Raw genomic sequence first — 15460 nt, 5'->3', positions numbered from 1 at the left:
CAACCCCGGCGCGCCGATCACCGCAGCCAGAGGCAGCAGCGGCCCGTCGGATTGACCGAATGCGATGCGGCCCCAAGGGAAGCCGCCGAACGGGACCCGAGATCGTGCCGCTTCCATCGCCACCCAGGCGCTCGCCACCCAGACCGGCGCCCACGGCAGTCGGGACATCCGATCCGCTACCGCACCGAACAGTGCCACGAAGAGTGCTTGAACGACGGACAGCGCCAGCCACGGCACCGATCCGACGTACTCCCCCACCCACGGCAGCAGAGGCACGAAGAACGCCGAGCCGGCGACGAAGCCGTAGCCGGCCCCCGCACGCGCCCCTCGCCCGCGCACAGCCAACAGCAGCATTGCAAGTGCTACCGGAGCGAGAAACCACAGATCGATGGGCGGGAATGTGGCATACAACATCAGCCCGGATGAGGCGGCGGCGAGGAGCCGGATCCACGCGCGGACTCCGTTGCTGCCGGTCACCCACCGCGCCCGGCTCGGGTCGTAGACGAGAGGTCGAGGCCCGGGCTCGATGCCGGGAGCCGATCTCATGACGGCACGCGCGTGCAGCCGGTACCGGAGGAGCCTCTGCCGTTCATCAACTACTATGGTGCATAGTATTTTATGTGATGGCAACTCTGCGGCGGTGACCGATCCCCTTCCGTCGACACCCAGCACCTGTCCGAGATACACACCCGAGAACGAGGATCCGTGAACCGCTCGCCCACCACGTCTCCCACGCGGCTGCGTGCTTACGCAGTGACTCTCGTGCTGACATTGGTCGCTACCGCGCTGACCGTCGACTACTGGGCGCAAGAAGCATTGGTCGGCTCTCCGATCCCACTACCGATCCTCGAATTGCGGCTCGCCTTCAACCGCGGAATGGCCTTCAGTCTGGGCAATTCGCTGCCCCTATGGGTGATCGTGTCGGTCACGGCGACGATCACCGCCGGGGTCGCGGCCTACGGATGGCACAGCGCTCGGCACGGGGAGCAGTGGACCACGGTGGCGCTGGCGTTGATCCTCGCCGGCGCGCTGTCCAACGTTCTGGACCGGCTTGTCGACGGTGCGGTCACGGACTACTTTCACACCGGTTGGTGGCCGACATTCAACCTCGCCGACATCTACATCACCTGCGGGGTGGTGCTGATGATCGGGGCGGCACTGGCACGCGAGAGGGCACAAGGGTTGCCCCTCTGCCCGCAGTGCCCGACAGCGCCGGATCGTGAACGTGCATGAGATATCTCGGCGTTCGAATCGAATGCCCTGCAGTGCACATACATTCGCGACAGGACAATCATGCTGATCCGCTCGAACAGTGAGGGTGATCGACACCGGAACTGCTCGAAACATAGTCGACTACAACCACCGACACGCGATCGTCGCCTCTCGCTCACCGAGGCGTACCGAGGGGAGCCTGCTGTATGAGCGAGGACATCCCGGCGCTACCGCGCCGTATTTTTCTCGCTACGAGCTGCGCTACAGCGTGCCTGACTGCCGCCGGATGCAGCGTCGGCGAAGCCCCGTCCGGTGAGGACACCGCTTCCGACGGTCCCGTCACCTTGTCGGTGAACGATGTTCCTGTCGGCGGTGGAATCGTGCTCGCCGACCGGCAGGTCGTCGTCACCCAACCGGAACCCGGTATCTTCCGGGCCTTCTCGGCTATCTGTTCTCACCGAGGGTGCACAGTGAACCGAGTTCGCAACGGCACGATCGAGTGCCCCTGCCACAACAGTGCGTTCTCGATCACCGACGGGGCGGTCATGCGCAGCCCCGCCACCGAGCCACTGCCGAACCGTGCCGTGACCAGAACCGTCGATACCCTCACCGTCGACTGATCCATCACCGGGCGCGAACATGCGAGGTGGACGGGTTCGGGGTGAACGGTCTCGACCGGGCCGATGTGCGGCACTCGAGGACCCACTCTGTGCCCCCACCCGACGGGTGCCGGTTCGGTACATCGCTGCCGTGTCGACGACAGCACAGCGTGCCGATCGCGCACCGGGTCGAGACCTGCCTACCAATTGACCTCTCGGCACCGGCCTTCGCCTTCCCGGGGTTCGACCTGCACAGTGGCGTGTTCGAGACCGAACTCGTTGCGGAGAACCTGCTGCGCTGCAGCGAGCACCCGCGGTGTCTCGGCCTCCGGGGCGACCGTCAGATGCGCCGACGCGACCTCCATCCCCGACGTCAGTGTCCATATGTGCAGATCGTGCACCTCTTCGACATCGTCGACATCGGTCAGGGCCCTTTCCACGGCGGCGACATCAATGCCCGCCGGAGCATGTTGCAGCAGAATTCGTACGGCGTGACGGCCCAGGTTGAACGCGCGTGGCAGGACGAACACGCCGATGGCGACCGCGATGACCGGGTCGGCGTACCGCCACCCGAACAGGACGGTGACCAGTCCGCTGACCAGTACGCCGATCGAGCCGAGCATGTCCGCCATCACCTCGAGATACGCACCCCGAACATTGAGGCTGTCCTTGGCGCCGCTGCGCAGCAGGACGAACGCGATGAGGTTCATCACGAGCCCGAGGGTGGCCACCGCCATCACCGGGACGCCGGGGACCTCGGGCGGATTCGTGATGCGTTGCGCGGCTTCGTAGAGAATCCAACCGGCCACACCGAACAGCAGAAGTGCATTGAACAATGCGGCGAACACCTCGGCTCGGTAGAGCCCGAACGTGCGGGCAGCCTTGGTCGATCGTCGCTGTGCGAGTGTGATCGCCACGATCGCCATCAGCACCCCGAACACGTCGGTGAACACGTGTGCGGAATCGGAGAGCAACGCCAGCGACGAGGTGGACAGGCCGACGACGACCTGCGTCACCAGGGTGACCGCCCCCAGACCGACAGCGATCCACAGTCGCCCGAGGTGCTTACCGGACGCGCTGGCCGGTGAACCCGGCTCTATCCCGTGGCCATGTCCGTGCCCCATCGTTGCTCCTTCGTCGTGTCAGATCCGCAGAACGACAACATATTGCGATATGCGCATACATGCAAGTGTTGAAGGATCATCCGGCGGTGGCTGCCCGGACTCGTACAACTATCATTCGTAGTAGTTCATTGTCGGCGCAGGTCGGACTGCCTCGCGCCCATGCCGGAAACACGATCCACCGGGAAGAGGCGCACACCATGGCCACCGAAGCGGCCCATTCGACCCGCGGCGCAGTGGATCGACGCTCCGGATCGCAGGTGATGGTGCTGTGCGCAGCGATTGCCGCGGTGGTCGCTGCACTGCTCGCAGCGATGTCGACGTCGCAAGCGCTCGTGCTGTTGGGTCTGCCCGATCCGGGCCCGATCACCACGTACGGGATCCCGGCACTGACCGCGATCGGCGAGGTGGCTGCCGTCGTGGCGGCGGGGTCGCTGCTCCTCGCGGCATTTCTCGTTCCGCCTCAGAGGTCGGGTGTGCTCGACATCGACGGGTACGTAGCCGTCCGCACCGCGGCGAAGGCCTCCGCAGTGTGGGCGGTGTGCGCGGCGGCGTTGGTGCCGCTGACACTCTCGGACGCCTCGGGTCAACCTGTCGGATCCGTTGCAGCGCAACCGGTGCAGTTCCTCGGTGCGATCGGCGATGTCGAGGCCTCCACTGCATGGGCCATCACCTCTGCGGTCGCGGCGATCACCGCCGCAGCATGCGCGGCGGTGTTGCGGCATCGATGGACCCCCGCCTTGTTCGCCCTGTCGATGCTCGCGTTGATCCCGCGCGCGGTCACCGGCCACTCCTCGACCGGCGGCAATCACGACATCGCGACGAACTCGTTGATCCTGCACATCCTCGCTGCCGCGCTGTGGGTGGGCGGACTCCTCGCACTTCTCGCTCATGCGCTGCGCGGAGGTGGGCACCTTGCCGTCGCGACCCGCCGCTACTCGACGCTCGCTCTGGTCGCGTTCGTGATCATGGCGGTCTCCGGAGTGGTCAACGCTGCCGTGCGAGTGCCCGTGACGTCGCTGTGGGATTCGACGTACGGCGCTCTGATACTGGCGAAGATCGCAGCTCTGGCGATCGTGGGGACCCTCGGGTGGATACAGCGACGACGAACGGTCCGCGCTCTGGCTCACGACCCCGCGAGGCGCAGATCCCTGATCACGTTGTCGATGATCGAGACCCTCGTTCTCGTCACCACCGTGGGCCTGGCGGTCGCACTGGGCCGCACTCCCCCGCCCCCGCCGCAGGACACCTCGCTGCCCCAGGCGCACGAAGAGGCCTTGGGCTACGTGTTGGACGGCCCGCCCACCGCTGCGCGGTTGGCGTTCGAGTGGCGTTTCGACCTGGTGTTCGGCTCCGCGGCGGTGATCGCGGCCGTCCTGTATCTGGTGGCCGTGCGGCGCCGTCGGCGGGCAGGCCTGTCATGGCGGCGGCGGTGGACAGCGAGCTGGTTGGCGGGTACTGCGGTGCTGCTCGTGGCGACCTCGTCCGGGGTCGGGTTCTACAGCCCGGCGATGTTCAGCGTGCACATGGCGGGACTGACCGCGGTCGCCGTCGCCGTGCCGTTGCTGTTGGTCCTCGGCCGACCGGCAACCTTGTTCGCCTCGGTCCTGCCGACCGCGTCGGCCGCCGAAGCACCGGGCTCGCGCGAATGGCTCCGGGCTGCATGGCAGAGCCGAGCAGCCCGGATCGCGATACACCCGTGGGTCAGCACCACGGTGTTCCTGAGCAGCTTCTACCTGCTCTACCCCGGCGGACTGTTCGACACCGTCGCCGACTCGCATGTGGCACACATGGTGATGAAGGGCTGGTTCCTGACCGTCGGGATGGTGATGTTCTGGGGCACGGTCGGCGAAGACCCGGTACCGAGACCGATCGCGGGACTGACGAAGTTGCTCGCGAGTATCACCGCATTGGCCGGGTTCGCATTCTTCCTCGTCGTGACGATCGATCTCGAGACCGCGCTCGGAGCGAGCTTCTACAGCGGACTGCGTCTGGACTGGAACGCAGACCTGCTGGCCGACCAGCGGCGCGGCGGCACTCTGGCGTGGGGCATCGGGGAGTTGCCGTTGCTCGCTGCCGCGGTTCTCGCCGCGGTCCGGTGGTCGGCGGCCGACGAGAGCGCGGCACGGCAACGAGACCGCCGAGTCGACGATCAAGGTGATACCGAACTCGAGGCGTACAACACCATGCTCGGTGGCCTGTCCTCTCGGCGCGATCACCCCTGATACCCGAAACGCCCAGCCCTGTTCCGGTGCGGATGTCGTAGCCCGGCGGGATGTCGTAGCCCGGCGGGATGTCGTAGCCCGGCGGGATGTCCTCCGAGGACCGTGACCAGCGGTACGGACGAATCCGGGTCGAGTGGGATGGAAAAACTATGCTCGATAGTAGTAACCTGTGGCCTGACCGTCACCATTTCGTTATCTCGAGCGAGGCCACGGCCTCGTAGCCACCAAGGATTGTGATCTTGGCCCGACACCGCACACCCGATCCGATCGACGACGACTACGCAGCGCCGGCACCCGGCGTCGCGGTCTCGATGCCCGTCGGCAACAGGCCGACGGCGCTCATCGATCACCCCCGTCATCGACACGCCGGGTTCGCACCCTCGCGTTTCGTGACCGAGTCGCCCGCCGAGACCGTGTACTCCGACAATCGGTCGCAGGACGAGCACACGCCTTCGGCGCAGACGCCCGCACCGGATGTACCCGCTCACGCGGTCAGCGCCGCCTGGGACACCGCGGCCGCGGACACTGCCGCGTCGATGTGGGTGCACGTGGCCGGTCCGGACGAGACGACACACGGCGACGGTGGCCGCGATGTAGTGCAGGCCGTGTCGCGACGTGCTCGCCGCGGACTTCATCGCCGCCGGGTGCCGAAGCCGGGTGGCCGCGCCATCGCTGCGTCGGTCGCGGTCGGTGCCTTTCTGTCCGCGGCAGCGACGTCTCCGAACACCGGGTCGCAGGACAGTGTGGCGCTCAGCGCTGCGAGTATCGATAGCCCTCCCGCCGGCGTCCTGCCGCCGAGCCCGGTCGTCGCCTCACCCCCGCAGGTGTTGCAAATGCCCGATCTCGATGTCGGCCGGCTCGCGCAGCGCATGACCGAGCAACTCGCCGAGGGGGGAGTTCGGGCGGCGGAGCGCGCCGCACGCGATGCCGAGGCGCGGCGCCCGCTCTCGGTGGTGCCGGTGTCGGGCACATTGACCTCCAGTTCTGGGCCGCGTTGGGGGACAACGCATTACGGACTCGACATCGCCAATACGATCGGGACGCCGATCGTATCGGTGACCGACGGTGAGGTCATCGAAGCAGGGCCGGCGCAAGGGTTCGGCCTGTGGGTGCGTATTCGTCAGGACGACGGCACGATCGGGGTGTACGGCCACATAGACCAGGCGCTCGTCACCGCCGGTCAACGCGTGAAAGCCGGCGAGCTCATTGCTACGGTAGGCAACCGAGGCCAATCCACCGGACCCCACCTGCATTACGAAGTGTGGCAACCCGACGGTGCCAAGTCCGACCCGACGGCGTGGCTGTCGGCACGCGGAGTCGATATCACCTGACACGACGAGGAAAGAAGAACTGGCGATGAAAAGGCTCGGTGATCTCGAAGCGGAGGTGATGAACGTGCTCTGGCAATGTGATCGACCGCAGTCGGTCCACGACCTGCGTGAACGCATGGCCGACAGAAACCCCGCCTACACCACGATCCTGACCGTCGTGACCCATCTCCACGAGAAGGGGTGGGTCGAGCGGACCAAGCAGTCACGCGCCTATCTCTACTCGCCCGTGCAATCTCGGGCCGAGGCCACCTCGCAAGCGCTGCGCGAAATCCTCGACACCAGCACCGACTCGGCCGCCGTGCTGATGCATTTCGCGAAAACCGTCACCGACGACGAACTGGACGCCCTGCGGGGGAACCTGCCGGACGCGAACCGGTGATCGTCGCACTGGCATTACTCCTCGCCGCGACCCTGGTGGCCGTTGCCATGCCGCCGCTGCTGACCTCACTCACCCGCACCGTCGGCCCCTCTCTCGCCTTGACCGCTTGGATCGGCAGCATCGCCGGGGTGCTGTTTCTCGTGGGATCCGCGGTGGCGGTGTTGCTCTGGCCCGGCCATGCGCCGGCCGAGGGCATGGTCGAACTCGCCGTCCGCTGCCTGGGCTCGCTGCAACACGCGGCCCAGCCGTGGATCGGGGAAGCGGTCGCCGGGGCATCGGTCGTCCTCGCGGCGTCGGCATCGGCGCGCGTCCTGCGCTCGACTCGCCGTCAGCTTCGAGCGCGGTCCAAAGTCCGCGACTATCACCGCGATGTCATCGCCGTCGTGGCGCGCACGGACCCCGGACCCGAACCGATCATGTGGCTCGACCACCCACTCCCGCTGGCCTACAGCATCGACGGTCGCCCCGGCTACGTCGTGGCCACCGAAGGCCTGCTCGCCCATCTCGATCCCGAACAACAGCGAGCAGTGATCGCACACGAACGTGCCCACCTGCGCGGGCGCCATCACCGCATCGTCAACATCTGCGAGATCCTGGCCAAAGCGCTTCCTCGCGTTCCCCTCTTCGCCGCGGCACCCGCGGCGGTACGGGTCCTGGTCGAGGTCGCAGCCGACCGGTCCGCGGCCGCAGTCACCAGCGCCGACACTGTACGTTCGGCATTGTCGACGGTCTCGCAGGCGCATTCTGCGCGGCCACTGTGGGCACTGGGCCTGATCGGGGACTCGACCACCGAGCGGTTGCATCACCTCGACACGAGCGCGCAAACACCGAGCCGAACCCGAGCGGGCGCTTATGCTGCCGCCGCCGTGCTGCCCCTCGTCGTGCCGGCCGTGTTGGCCGTCGTCTCGCTCAGCGCGGTCTCCGCCGCAGCGTGCGCGGTCCTGCTGATCTGAACAACCCCAAATACTATGCTGCATAGTATTTGGGTTACACTGGCGGACGCGTCCTGTAATTCGCGTGCGACACGAAGGTGGTTCCATGACGGCGCTGACATCTCCTCCGGCTGCGCCGGCGGTTCGCCCCTATCCACCCCGCGGGGCCCGCAAGGGGTCGTTCCTGCACACGATGGTCACCACCACCGATCCGAAGGTCATCGGACTGATGTACTTGGTGACCTCGTTCGGGTTCTTTCTCGTCGGTGGCCTGATGGCGTTGATCATGCGCTCCGAGCTCGCGGTCCCGGGAATGCAGTTCCTCTCCAACGAGCAGTACAACCAGCTCTTCACCATGCACGGCACGATCATGCTGCTGCTCTACGCCACCCCGATCGTCTTCGGCTTCGGCAACTACATCCTGCCGCTGCAGATCGGCGCACCCGATGTCGCCTTCCCCCGGCTCAATGCCTTCTCCTACTGGCTGTACCTGTTCGGCGCACTGGTCACCACCGCAGGTTTCATCAGCCCCGGCGGTGCCGCAGACTTCGGCTGGACCGCGTACACCCCGTTGAGCAGCGCCGTCTACTCCCCCGGTATCGGATCCGACCTGTGGATCGTGGGCCTGCTCGTCGCCGGCCTGGGCACCATCCTGGGCGGGGTCAACATGGTCACCACCGTGGTGTGCCTGCGCGCACCGGGAATGACGATGTTCCGGCTACCGATCTTCACCTGGAACATCCTGGTGACCTCGATCTTGATCCTGCTGGCGTTCCCACTGCTGACCGCAGCACTGATGGGCCTGCTCGCCGACCGTAAACTCGGCACCCACATCTTCGATCCCGCCAACGGCGGAGCGTTGCTCTGGCAGCACCTGTTCTGGTTCTTCGGACACCCCGAGGTCTACATCATCGCGCTACCGTTCTTCGGAATCGTCTCGGAGATCTTCCCGGTCTTCTCCCGCAAACCCATCTTCGGGTACAAGGGGTTGATCTACGCCACCGTCGGCATCGCCGCCCTGTCCATCGCGGTGTGGGCGCACCACATGTACGCCACCGGTGCCGTGCTGCTGCCGTTCTTCTCGTTCATGACCTTCCTCATCGCCGTGCCGACCGGGGTGAAGATCTTCAACTGGATCGGCACCATGTGGCGCGGCCAGGTCACCCTCGAATCCCCCATGCTCTTCTCCATCGGATTCCTGATCACGTTCGTCTTCGGTGGACTGTCCGGAGTGCTCCTGGCGAGCCCGCCCATCGACTTCAACGTCACCGACACCTACTTCGTCGTCGCGCACTTCCACTACGTCGTGTTCGGAACGGTCGTGTTCGCGACCTACGCCGGCATCTACTTCTGGTTCCCCAAGATGACCGGCCGCATGCTCGACGAACGACTGGGCAAGTGGCACTTCTGGCTGACGTTCCTCGGCTTCCACGCCACCTTCCTCGTCCAGCACTGGCTCGGCGCCCAAGGAATGCCGCGCCGCTACGCCGACTACCTCCCGTCCGACGGATTCACCACCCTCAACCAGATCTCGACCGTGGGATCGTTCGTCCTCGGGGCCTCGACGCTGCCGTTCATCTGGAACGTGTTCAAGAGCTACCGCTACGGCGAAGTGGTCACCGTCGACGACCCCTGGGGCTTCGGTAACTCCCTCGAGTGGGCGACCAGTTGCCCACCCCCGCGGCACAATTTCATCGAGATGCCCCGGATCCGCTCCGAGCGGCCGGCGTTCGAGCTGCACTATCCGCACATGGTCGAACGCATCCGCGCCGAGCAGCACGTCGGTGGCCCGCACTCGGATTCGATCGCGCCCTCGGAAGTGATCACCGAAGCGATTGCCGGACCGGACGTATCGAAACGGCCGGACGTCGACAAGTAACACGGTCGACCGACCCCCGTAGGCTCACACCCCCTTACTACTAGTGCGCATAGTAGTAAGGAGAATCAGTACGACCAGAGGAGAACCGAACGTGAAACGATGGATGCTGGTCGCCGTGCTCATGTGCGGCACAGCACTGTTCTCCGCGGCCCCGGCATCGGCGCACAGTGAACTCGTCAGCTCCGACCCCCCGGCCGATGTGACGCTCGAGTTCGCACCGATCGGCGTCGGCCTCAAGTTCAATCAGGACATCAACGAATCGTTCGCGACCATCAGCGTGGTAGGTCCTGGCGATACTCAGTGGACGCAGGGTACGGCCACGGTCGAGGGCCCCGACGTATCGGTCCTGCTCGAGGACGGCCTACCCAACGGGCAGTACACCGTCGGCTACCGCGTCACCTCCGCGGACGGGCACCCGATCACCGGGTCGTACGGCTTTTCGGTCGACGTCGCGGAGACCGCCACCCGCCCGGACGCTGCTGCACAGCAATCGCAGGGCGGTGCGACCTCGCCGGCTCCCTCGACCACGCCGACGCAGGCCTACGATCCGAACAACCCGTCCGCCAGCGAGGACCGGCCACCGAAACAGAACACCATGATGCTGCTCTCCATCGTGGGCCTGACTGTCCTCGGTCTCGCTGCCATCGCCCTGACGTTGGTGATCCGAGGCAAGGACAAGCAATGACAGGGGCCCGATGAACATCGCCGCCGTAACTCCCCCGGAAGGCCCGCCGACCCTGGCAGCGTTGCTGAGCTTCGATCTTCCGCCGCTCCCGATCCTGCCGATCGCCGGCATCGTCATGGCCGGACTGTACTGCTGGGGGCTCTACCGGATCCGCGGCCGGGGTATCGCATGGTCACGGTGGCGGAGTGCGAGTTTTCTGCTCGGCTGCGCGGCGCTGGTCCTGGTGACCGGACTGCAGGTCGAACGCTACGGATACAGCCTGTTCAGCGTCTTCATGTTCCAGCATCTGACGTTGTCGATGACCATCCCACCGTTGTTGGTGGTGGGTTCGCCCGGACGACTTCTGTTGCGTGCCACCGCTCATCACGGAGCCGGGCGGTGGGTACTGATCGCGGCGCTGACGGGGTTGCGTAGCCGCGCCGGGCGCATCGCACTACATCCAGGTCTGACGATCCCGTTGTTCCTCTTCAGCTATTACGGGCTGTATCTGTCGTCGATCTTCGATGTTCTCGCCATCACAGTCATCGGGCACGTATCGATGGAGATCTTCTTCTTCGCCAGCGGGCTGCTGTTCATCATCCCTGTGCTCGCCGTCGGCCCCCTCCCCGTTCGGCAGAGCAATCTGGGCCGGTTGTTCGACCTGTTCGTCGAGATGCCGTTGCATGTGTTCTTCGGTGTCATCCTGATGATGTCGAGCACCCCCATGCTCGCCACGTTCGCCTCCCCTCCCCCGCAGTGGGGTGTCGATCCGGTATCCGATCAGAAGCTCGCCGGGGCGCTTGCGTGGTCCTACGGTGAGCCGGTGGCCCTGCTGGTGGTGCTCATCTTCTGCATTCGGTGGAACCGGGACGAAAAGGAGGAATCGGCTGCCGCGGACCGGCACGCCGAAGAAGACGGGTACAGCGAACTCAACGCCTACAACGACTTTCTGAAAAAGATCGGTAGCGAGACCAGTCAACGGACCTGAGCTGTCGCGGCCGTCCCGCGCTCGGGGACTGCCGCGAGCTCATCGCCTGATCGCGCTTACTGGCAAGGGCCTGATCGGGCGCATTCATCGCGCACGTGTGCCCACCCCGATTCTGGCTCCACGCTCACCGAGCCAGGCTTGCGGATCGACCTTCTGTCCCGCGGGAGAAGTCGCCTCGAAATGCAGATGCGGACCCGTCGAGTTACCGCGGTTCCCGACCTCTGCAATCCGATCGCCCTTACGGACGCGCTGACCCACCGTGACCGAATTTCCGTTGTTGTGCCCGTAGGTGGTGATCGATCCATCGTCGTGTCTGATCCGAACCCACAGCCCGAAGCCCTGTGCGGGCCCGGCGCTGATGACCGTTCCATCGGCCGCGGCGACGATCGGTGAGCCCAGTGAGTCGGCGATGTCGACACCGCCGTGTTGTGTCCCGCTTCGGGTGCCGAAATTCGAGGTGACCAGTCCGCTGCTGGGTGCGACAGCAGACGCAGTACCTCGGGAGGTGGCCGAGCCACCGGACGTGGAACCGCGCTGCTGTGCTGCATCAGGAACAGAATCTTCGGGCGCGGTCGTCTCGGATGCGGGAGGGGTGTCGGTGGTGCCGGGCACGGGCGAATCGCGGCCGGTGTTGCCCGTCACCGGATCCTGTTCCCCACCTCGGTCGCCGTCATGCGGGACTGCGGGGTCGAGGGCGTCGACCTGGAGCGATGCGGCGATACGAAGGGCCAGGAGTGGGTCGAGAGTCGCCAACGGGGCCAGGCAGGACAGGGACTGCGCCGGGGCATTCGAGACTCCACGGGCGATGGCGTCGACGATGCATCCTGCCGACGCGGACACCGGGCCGGCGGTGTCCGCGATGACGCCGCCGGCCTGGGCGGCGGCCCACGTCGAGGATGCGAAGGCTGCGAGGTCTGCCACCGCGATCGGATCGGTACCGATTGTCGCGGCCCGATCGGCCAGGCGGATCAACCGGCTGACGGCGTCGGCGGTCTGCTGACCTTCGACCTCGTCCCCGGACTCCACGGCCGGTTGACCCGGATTCGCTTCGGCTACCGGGGCGTGCAGGAACACCGCACCGAGTGCGGCACCGACGATCACGTATGTCCGCGCACCTCGGCATGCGCGACGTCGCCCGCCGCTCGGCGTCGTCTTTCCCGCGTTGTTCACGTGGTCACCCCACCCTTCTCGTTGAATGCCGGTCACGATCGCAGTGGATGCCGTGTCGGCCGTGGGTCAGTGTTGCGTGATCCCATCGACACCACAAGCCCCTTCTGTCACACTCTCGACTGCATTCGTCGCTGTTTCGCCTATCGATTCGGCGTCGAAAGTGAGTGCTTTGCACAGTAACTCGACGATTCGACGCCTTTTCATGCGTGCCGATGCCGGTCATGGGGGTCATCCCAATCGTTATTACTATGCAACATAGTATTTAGATATCGGCGTCAGCTCTCCGGCAACGGTGAGACCCCGTGTGCGCTCAGCAGGACATCGATCTGACCGACCTCGGCGGTTTGCGCGGAGGCGATCGAGCCCGCGAGCGCGGCGACAGCGGGAACTGTCGCGTTCGCTGCTCCCTGCTCTGCCATCGGGATTCCCCCACGATGGTGGCGGCGGAGCAGTTGTAGATACCGGCCGTCGAATTCTTCGGCGTTCATCCGGCGAAGTGCCGTCAGCTCGGCGGTACTGGCCATGCCGGGCATCGACGTCGCGTCCTGTCCGCTGTCGTTCGCGGACGCGCTCATGTCCATCGGGTGACCCCCTGTCGAGCTGGCCCCGGTCATCCACGTCATCGTCGGGCCGTCGGGCAGATATGGCCTGTCCCACAGTGTCAACCAGCCTTGCATCGTGCCGACTTGGCTCTGCTGCGAGGTCAACACGTCGAAGGCGAGGGTCCGGATGACCGGATCCGTCGAGCGTCCCAACGCCATCGCCGACATCTCGATCGCCTGGTTGTGATGGACCGACATGTCCTGCGCGAAACCCACATCCACCGAATTCGATGCCGGTACGGCCACTCGTGCGCTGTCCGGTGTGAGCAGTACGCCGATGAGGACGCCGGACAGGACGAGAGCTGTCACCGCCAAGCCGATGAGCAGTGCCCTGGGCCTGGATCTGGGTCCCGTTTCCGCGGCGTCATTCTGTGCACTGTCGTTCTGTGCATCGTCGATCTGGGCATCGTCGGCCTGGCCGTGCACGGTCATCGACTCCCCTCCCCCATCGGCGCTGGCGCACTGTCGAGGGCCGGGTCTTCCTCGAGGGGCACCGCGTCCGGTCCTGGCTCGCTGGCGTCGAACGGCGGCGGGTTGTCGGGATCGAACGCGCCGGGAATGGTCGAGCAACTGGCTCCGCTCTCGGGGTGGGTCGAGGGGTTCTGTCGCAGAGCAGCGACGAACTGAGTGATGCGCCGGTCGGAGGCATTGTCGAGCTCGAGTCGATGGCCCCACGACTGCAGCGTGATCGGTGCCGTCAGGCCCGGGTAGGGCGACATCATCGTGTAGGGCTCGCCCTCGACCCGCCCGGCGAGTGAACCGACCTCGTCGGAGGAGACCCGGTTCGGGTCGTACGTCACCCACACCGCCCCGTGTTCGAGCGAATGAACCGCGTTCTCGCTGCGTAGCGGGACGGGGTACACCACTCCGGTACACGTCGCCCAGGTCTGGTCGTGAGGGCCGCCGAACGGCGGACTCTGATCGTAGGCAACTCTCTGAGCTGGTTCGACGTGCCGCGCGGCCGGATACTCGACCTCGACGACGCCGTCGATGCCGCGGGAGGGGTCCGGGTCGTCGGCGGTCGGCGCGAACCGCTCGGCCTGATTGCGTTCGAGGACGCGGGGGGCCAGGTTGTATCCGATCGCACCGACGAGCACGACGATGACGACACCCGCGCCTATCACCGCCCAGGGAGCGCGCACGCCCCCGGGCACTCCGGCTGGGCGTGATCGCCGAGTCGAGCTCCGTCGGCCTCGGGCGGGGTTTCTGCTGCTGTTCATATTGCTCCTCCATCAAATACTATGCACCATAGTATTTGAATCAAGGTCCCAGGAAGCCCCTACGCACGACAGGACGGCCGATGCCGGTGTTCCGCGCACCCTCAACTGCTCGCGGGCAGCTTGCCCTTCATGTGCTGGCCTACAACGGTGCACGCCTGCTCTTCGTGTGTGTCGCCGCAGGAGTGCTTTTGGCCGTCGACGCACTGACGAGCCTTGACATTTCCTTCGTGTTGGTACTGCTTGGCGCACTTGCAGCAAGCCTGCCGCTGTCGGCACTGACCCTGAGGAAGCTCCGCCGAACCATCAATGCGGACATCGAAGCAGTCGATCGCACGCGCTCGATCAAGAAGCGAGGCCCCGCGGCGGGACGACCCGGCACCGACAAACCGTGACGTCGGCGCACGGACTTCGGCGTTGGCGTTGGCGTTGGCGTTGGCGGATCGTCCGTGTCGGTCACTGTTCGCCGACCCATTCGACGGACGCTTCGGCGTCCGGCTCGATGTCTAGTAGTTCCAGGGTGCGGTGCATCAGAGTCTCGATCCGATACTCGAGATCATCGACGAGGTCAGGCACATCGGCCAGAGCGGCGTGGGCACGGCGGCGGGCATCGACACCGATTAGCTAGTAGTCCGAGCCTGGTGCAGCTGACACCGGGTGCGGTGGTGTGCCGGTGACGTCAGTTTCCCGCTCGCCACGACCGCGTCGCCACGACAGGGGCGGGCGTGGATCGCGCCGGGGCAGTCGCCCGGAGCGGTGAGCAGCGATGACCGCCCCGACCGCTACCTGGGGCATCGGGTCGGCGGGAAACGGCACGACCCCACCGGTCGATCGGAACGGCGACGGGGCCTGGACGCACCGGCCACCTGCACATACCGGGAAAAGTCTCCCCCGGTACGTGCTCGGTGAGTAGTAGCGTCGAGGGGTAGCGATAGAACCGCAGGACAGTACGCCAGCGTTCCCACATCTCGGCGGGACGGAAGCCTTCCGACTCATCGGCTGATATCCGGACACTGTGCCGCCCACCGATCCACAGGGATGGAACTGACCACGCGCGGATGGGCCGCGAGTTCGTGCTACTTGAGCACGCAAATTACACCGCTGGGTGGGCTTGTCACCGAGGTCGGCAGACGAGGTGCAG

The 15460-nt window shown here is 65.8% G+C and carries 14 protein-coding genes and 1 pseudogene; 10 read left to right on the top strand and 5 right to left on the bottom strand.

Translation table 11 applies throughout. The features are described 5' to 3' along the window. Window positions 1-414: pseudogene (locus AB0P23_RS23495) on the bottom strand (apolipoprotein N-acyltransferase); the annotation flags it as partial. Between the two features lie 291 nt (window positions 415-705). On the opposite strand from AB0P23_RS23495, the gene lspA reads away from it, so the two are divergent. Beyond that, entirely contained in the window at window positions 706-1233 is a 528-nt protein-coding gene (gene lspA, locus AB0P23_RS23490) for a signal peptidase II (RefSeq protein WP_052061206.1), read from the top strand. A 185-nt stretch (window positions 1234-1418) separates the two neighbouring features. Further along, window positions 1419-1832 (top strand): Rieske (2Fe-2S) protein, encoded by a 414-nt coding sequence (locus AB0P23_RS23485; RefSeq protein ID WP_008720941.1) that lies wholly within the window; start codon window positions 1419-1421, stop codon window positions 1830-1832. 179 nt (window positions 1833-2011) lie between these two features. On the opposite strand, the gene AB0P23_RS23480 is transcribed toward AB0P23_RS23485, so the two are convergent. Continuing rightward, window positions 2012-2935, bottom strand: a complete 924-nt coding sequence (locus tag AB0P23_RS23480) for a cation diffusion facilitator family transporter (protein ID WP_008720942.1) — start codon at window positions 2933-2935, stop codon at window positions 2012-2014. A gap of 197 nt (window positions 2936-3132) precedes the next feature. Here AB0P23_RS23480 and AB0P23_RS23475 point away from each other — a divergent pair, with 197 nt between their 5' ends. The 7 genes from AB0P23_RS23475 (at window position 3133) to AB0P23_RS23445 (ending at window position 11330) form a co-directional block, all read left to right on the top strand. After that, entirely contained in the window at window positions 3133-5157 is a 2025-nt protein-coding gene (locus AB0P23_RS23475; protein WP_032373357.1) for a cytochrome c oxidase assembly protein, read from the top strand. Between the two features lie 668 nt (window positions 5158-5825). After that, window positions 5826-6488: a M23 family metallopeptidase gene (locus AB0P23_RS23470; protein WP_051364850.1), complete on the top strand. Its 663-nt coding sequence runs from the start codon at window positions 5826-5828 to the stop codon at window positions 6486-6488. A gap of 25 nt (window positions 6489-6513) precedes the next feature. Continuing rightward, the gene (locus AB0P23_RS23465) at window positions 6514-6867 is read left to right on the top strand and encodes a BlaI/MecI/CopY family transcriptional regulator (protein WP_027494220.1); all 354 of its coding nucleotides are present in this window, start codon (window positions 6514-6516) and stop codon (window positions 6865-6867) included. Then, the gene (locus AB0P23_RS23460) at window positions 6864-7820 is read left to right on the top strand and encodes a M56 family metallopeptidase (protein ID WP_008720986.1); all 957 of its coding nucleotides are present in this window, start codon (window positions 6864-6866) and stop codon (window positions 7818-7820) included. Before AB0P23_RS23465 ends, AB0P23_RS23460 begins: the two co-directional genes overlap by 4 nt. An 85-nt stretch (window positions 7821-7905) precedes the next feature. Continuing rightward, on the top strand, window positions 7906-9678 hold the full coding sequence (gene ctaD, locus AB0P23_RS23455; RefSeq protein ID WP_072692203.1) for a cytochrome c oxidase subunit I: 1773 nt from the start codon (window positions 7906-7908) through the stop codon (window positions 9676-9678). A gap of 91 nt (window positions 9679-9769) precedes the next feature. Next, entirely contained in the window at window positions 9770-10363 is a 594-nt protein-coding gene (locus AB0P23_RS23450) for a copper resistance CopC family protein (RefSeq protein ID WP_008720475.1), read from the top strand. A gap of 10 nt (window positions 10364-10373) precedes the next feature. Then, on the top strand, window positions 10374-11330 hold the full coding sequence (locus tag AB0P23_RS23445) for a cytochrome c oxidase assembly protein (protein ID WP_008720478.1): 957 nt from the start codon (window positions 10374-10376) through the stop codon (window positions 11328-11330). Window positions 11331-11414: 84 nt separating this feature from the next. On the opposite strand, the gene AB0P23_RS23440 is transcribed toward AB0P23_RS23445, so the two are convergent. The 3 genes from AB0P23_RS23440 to AB0P23_RS23430 all read right to left on the bottom strand — a co-directional run bounded on the left by AB0P23_RS23440 (window position 11415) and on the right by AB0P23_RS23430 (window position 14322). Continuing rightward, window positions 11415-12536 carry a M23 family metallopeptidase gene (locus AB0P23_RS23440; protein ID WP_230558228.1) on the bottom strand — a complete coding sequence of 374 codons (1122 nt, stop codon included), beginning with the start codon at window positions 12534-12536 and terminating at the stop codon, window positions 11415-11417. A 239-nt stretch (window positions 12537-12775) separates the two neighbouring features. After that, on the bottom strand, window positions 12776-13534 hold the full coding sequence (locus tag AB0P23_RS23435) for a DUF305 domain-containing protein (protein ID WP_008720482.1): 759 nt from the start codon (window positions 13532-13534) through the stop codon (window positions 12776-12778). After that, on the bottom strand, window positions 13531-14322 hold the full coding sequence (locus AB0P23_RS23430; protein WP_032373348.1) for a DUF3105 domain-containing protein: 792 nt from the start codon (window positions 14320-14322) through the stop codon (window positions 13531-13533). Before AB0P23_RS23430 ends, AB0P23_RS23435 begins: the two co-directional genes overlap by 4 nt. An 80-nt stretch (window positions 14323-14402) precedes the next feature. On the opposite strand from AB0P23_RS23430, the gene AB0P23_RS23425 reads away from it, so the two are divergent. After that, window positions 14403-14714 carry a DUF4229 domain-containing protein gene (locus AB0P23_RS23425; protein WP_008720486.1) on the top strand — a complete coding sequence of 104 codons (312 nt, stop codon included), beginning with the start codon at window positions 14403-14405 and terminating at the stop codon, window positions 14712-14714. The last annotated feature ends 746 nt before the right edge of the window (window positions 14715-15460 follow it).

The sequence above is a fragment of the Rhodococcus sp. NPDC077669 genome (genome assembly GCF_040686915.1).
Lineage (GTDB): Bacteria > Actinomycetota > Actinomycetes > Mycobacteriales > Mycobacteriaceae > Rhodococcoides > Rhodococcoides fascians.
Note: the sequence above shows the minus strand (reverse complement) of the source record. Positions and strands in the feature narration are given on the sequence as shown.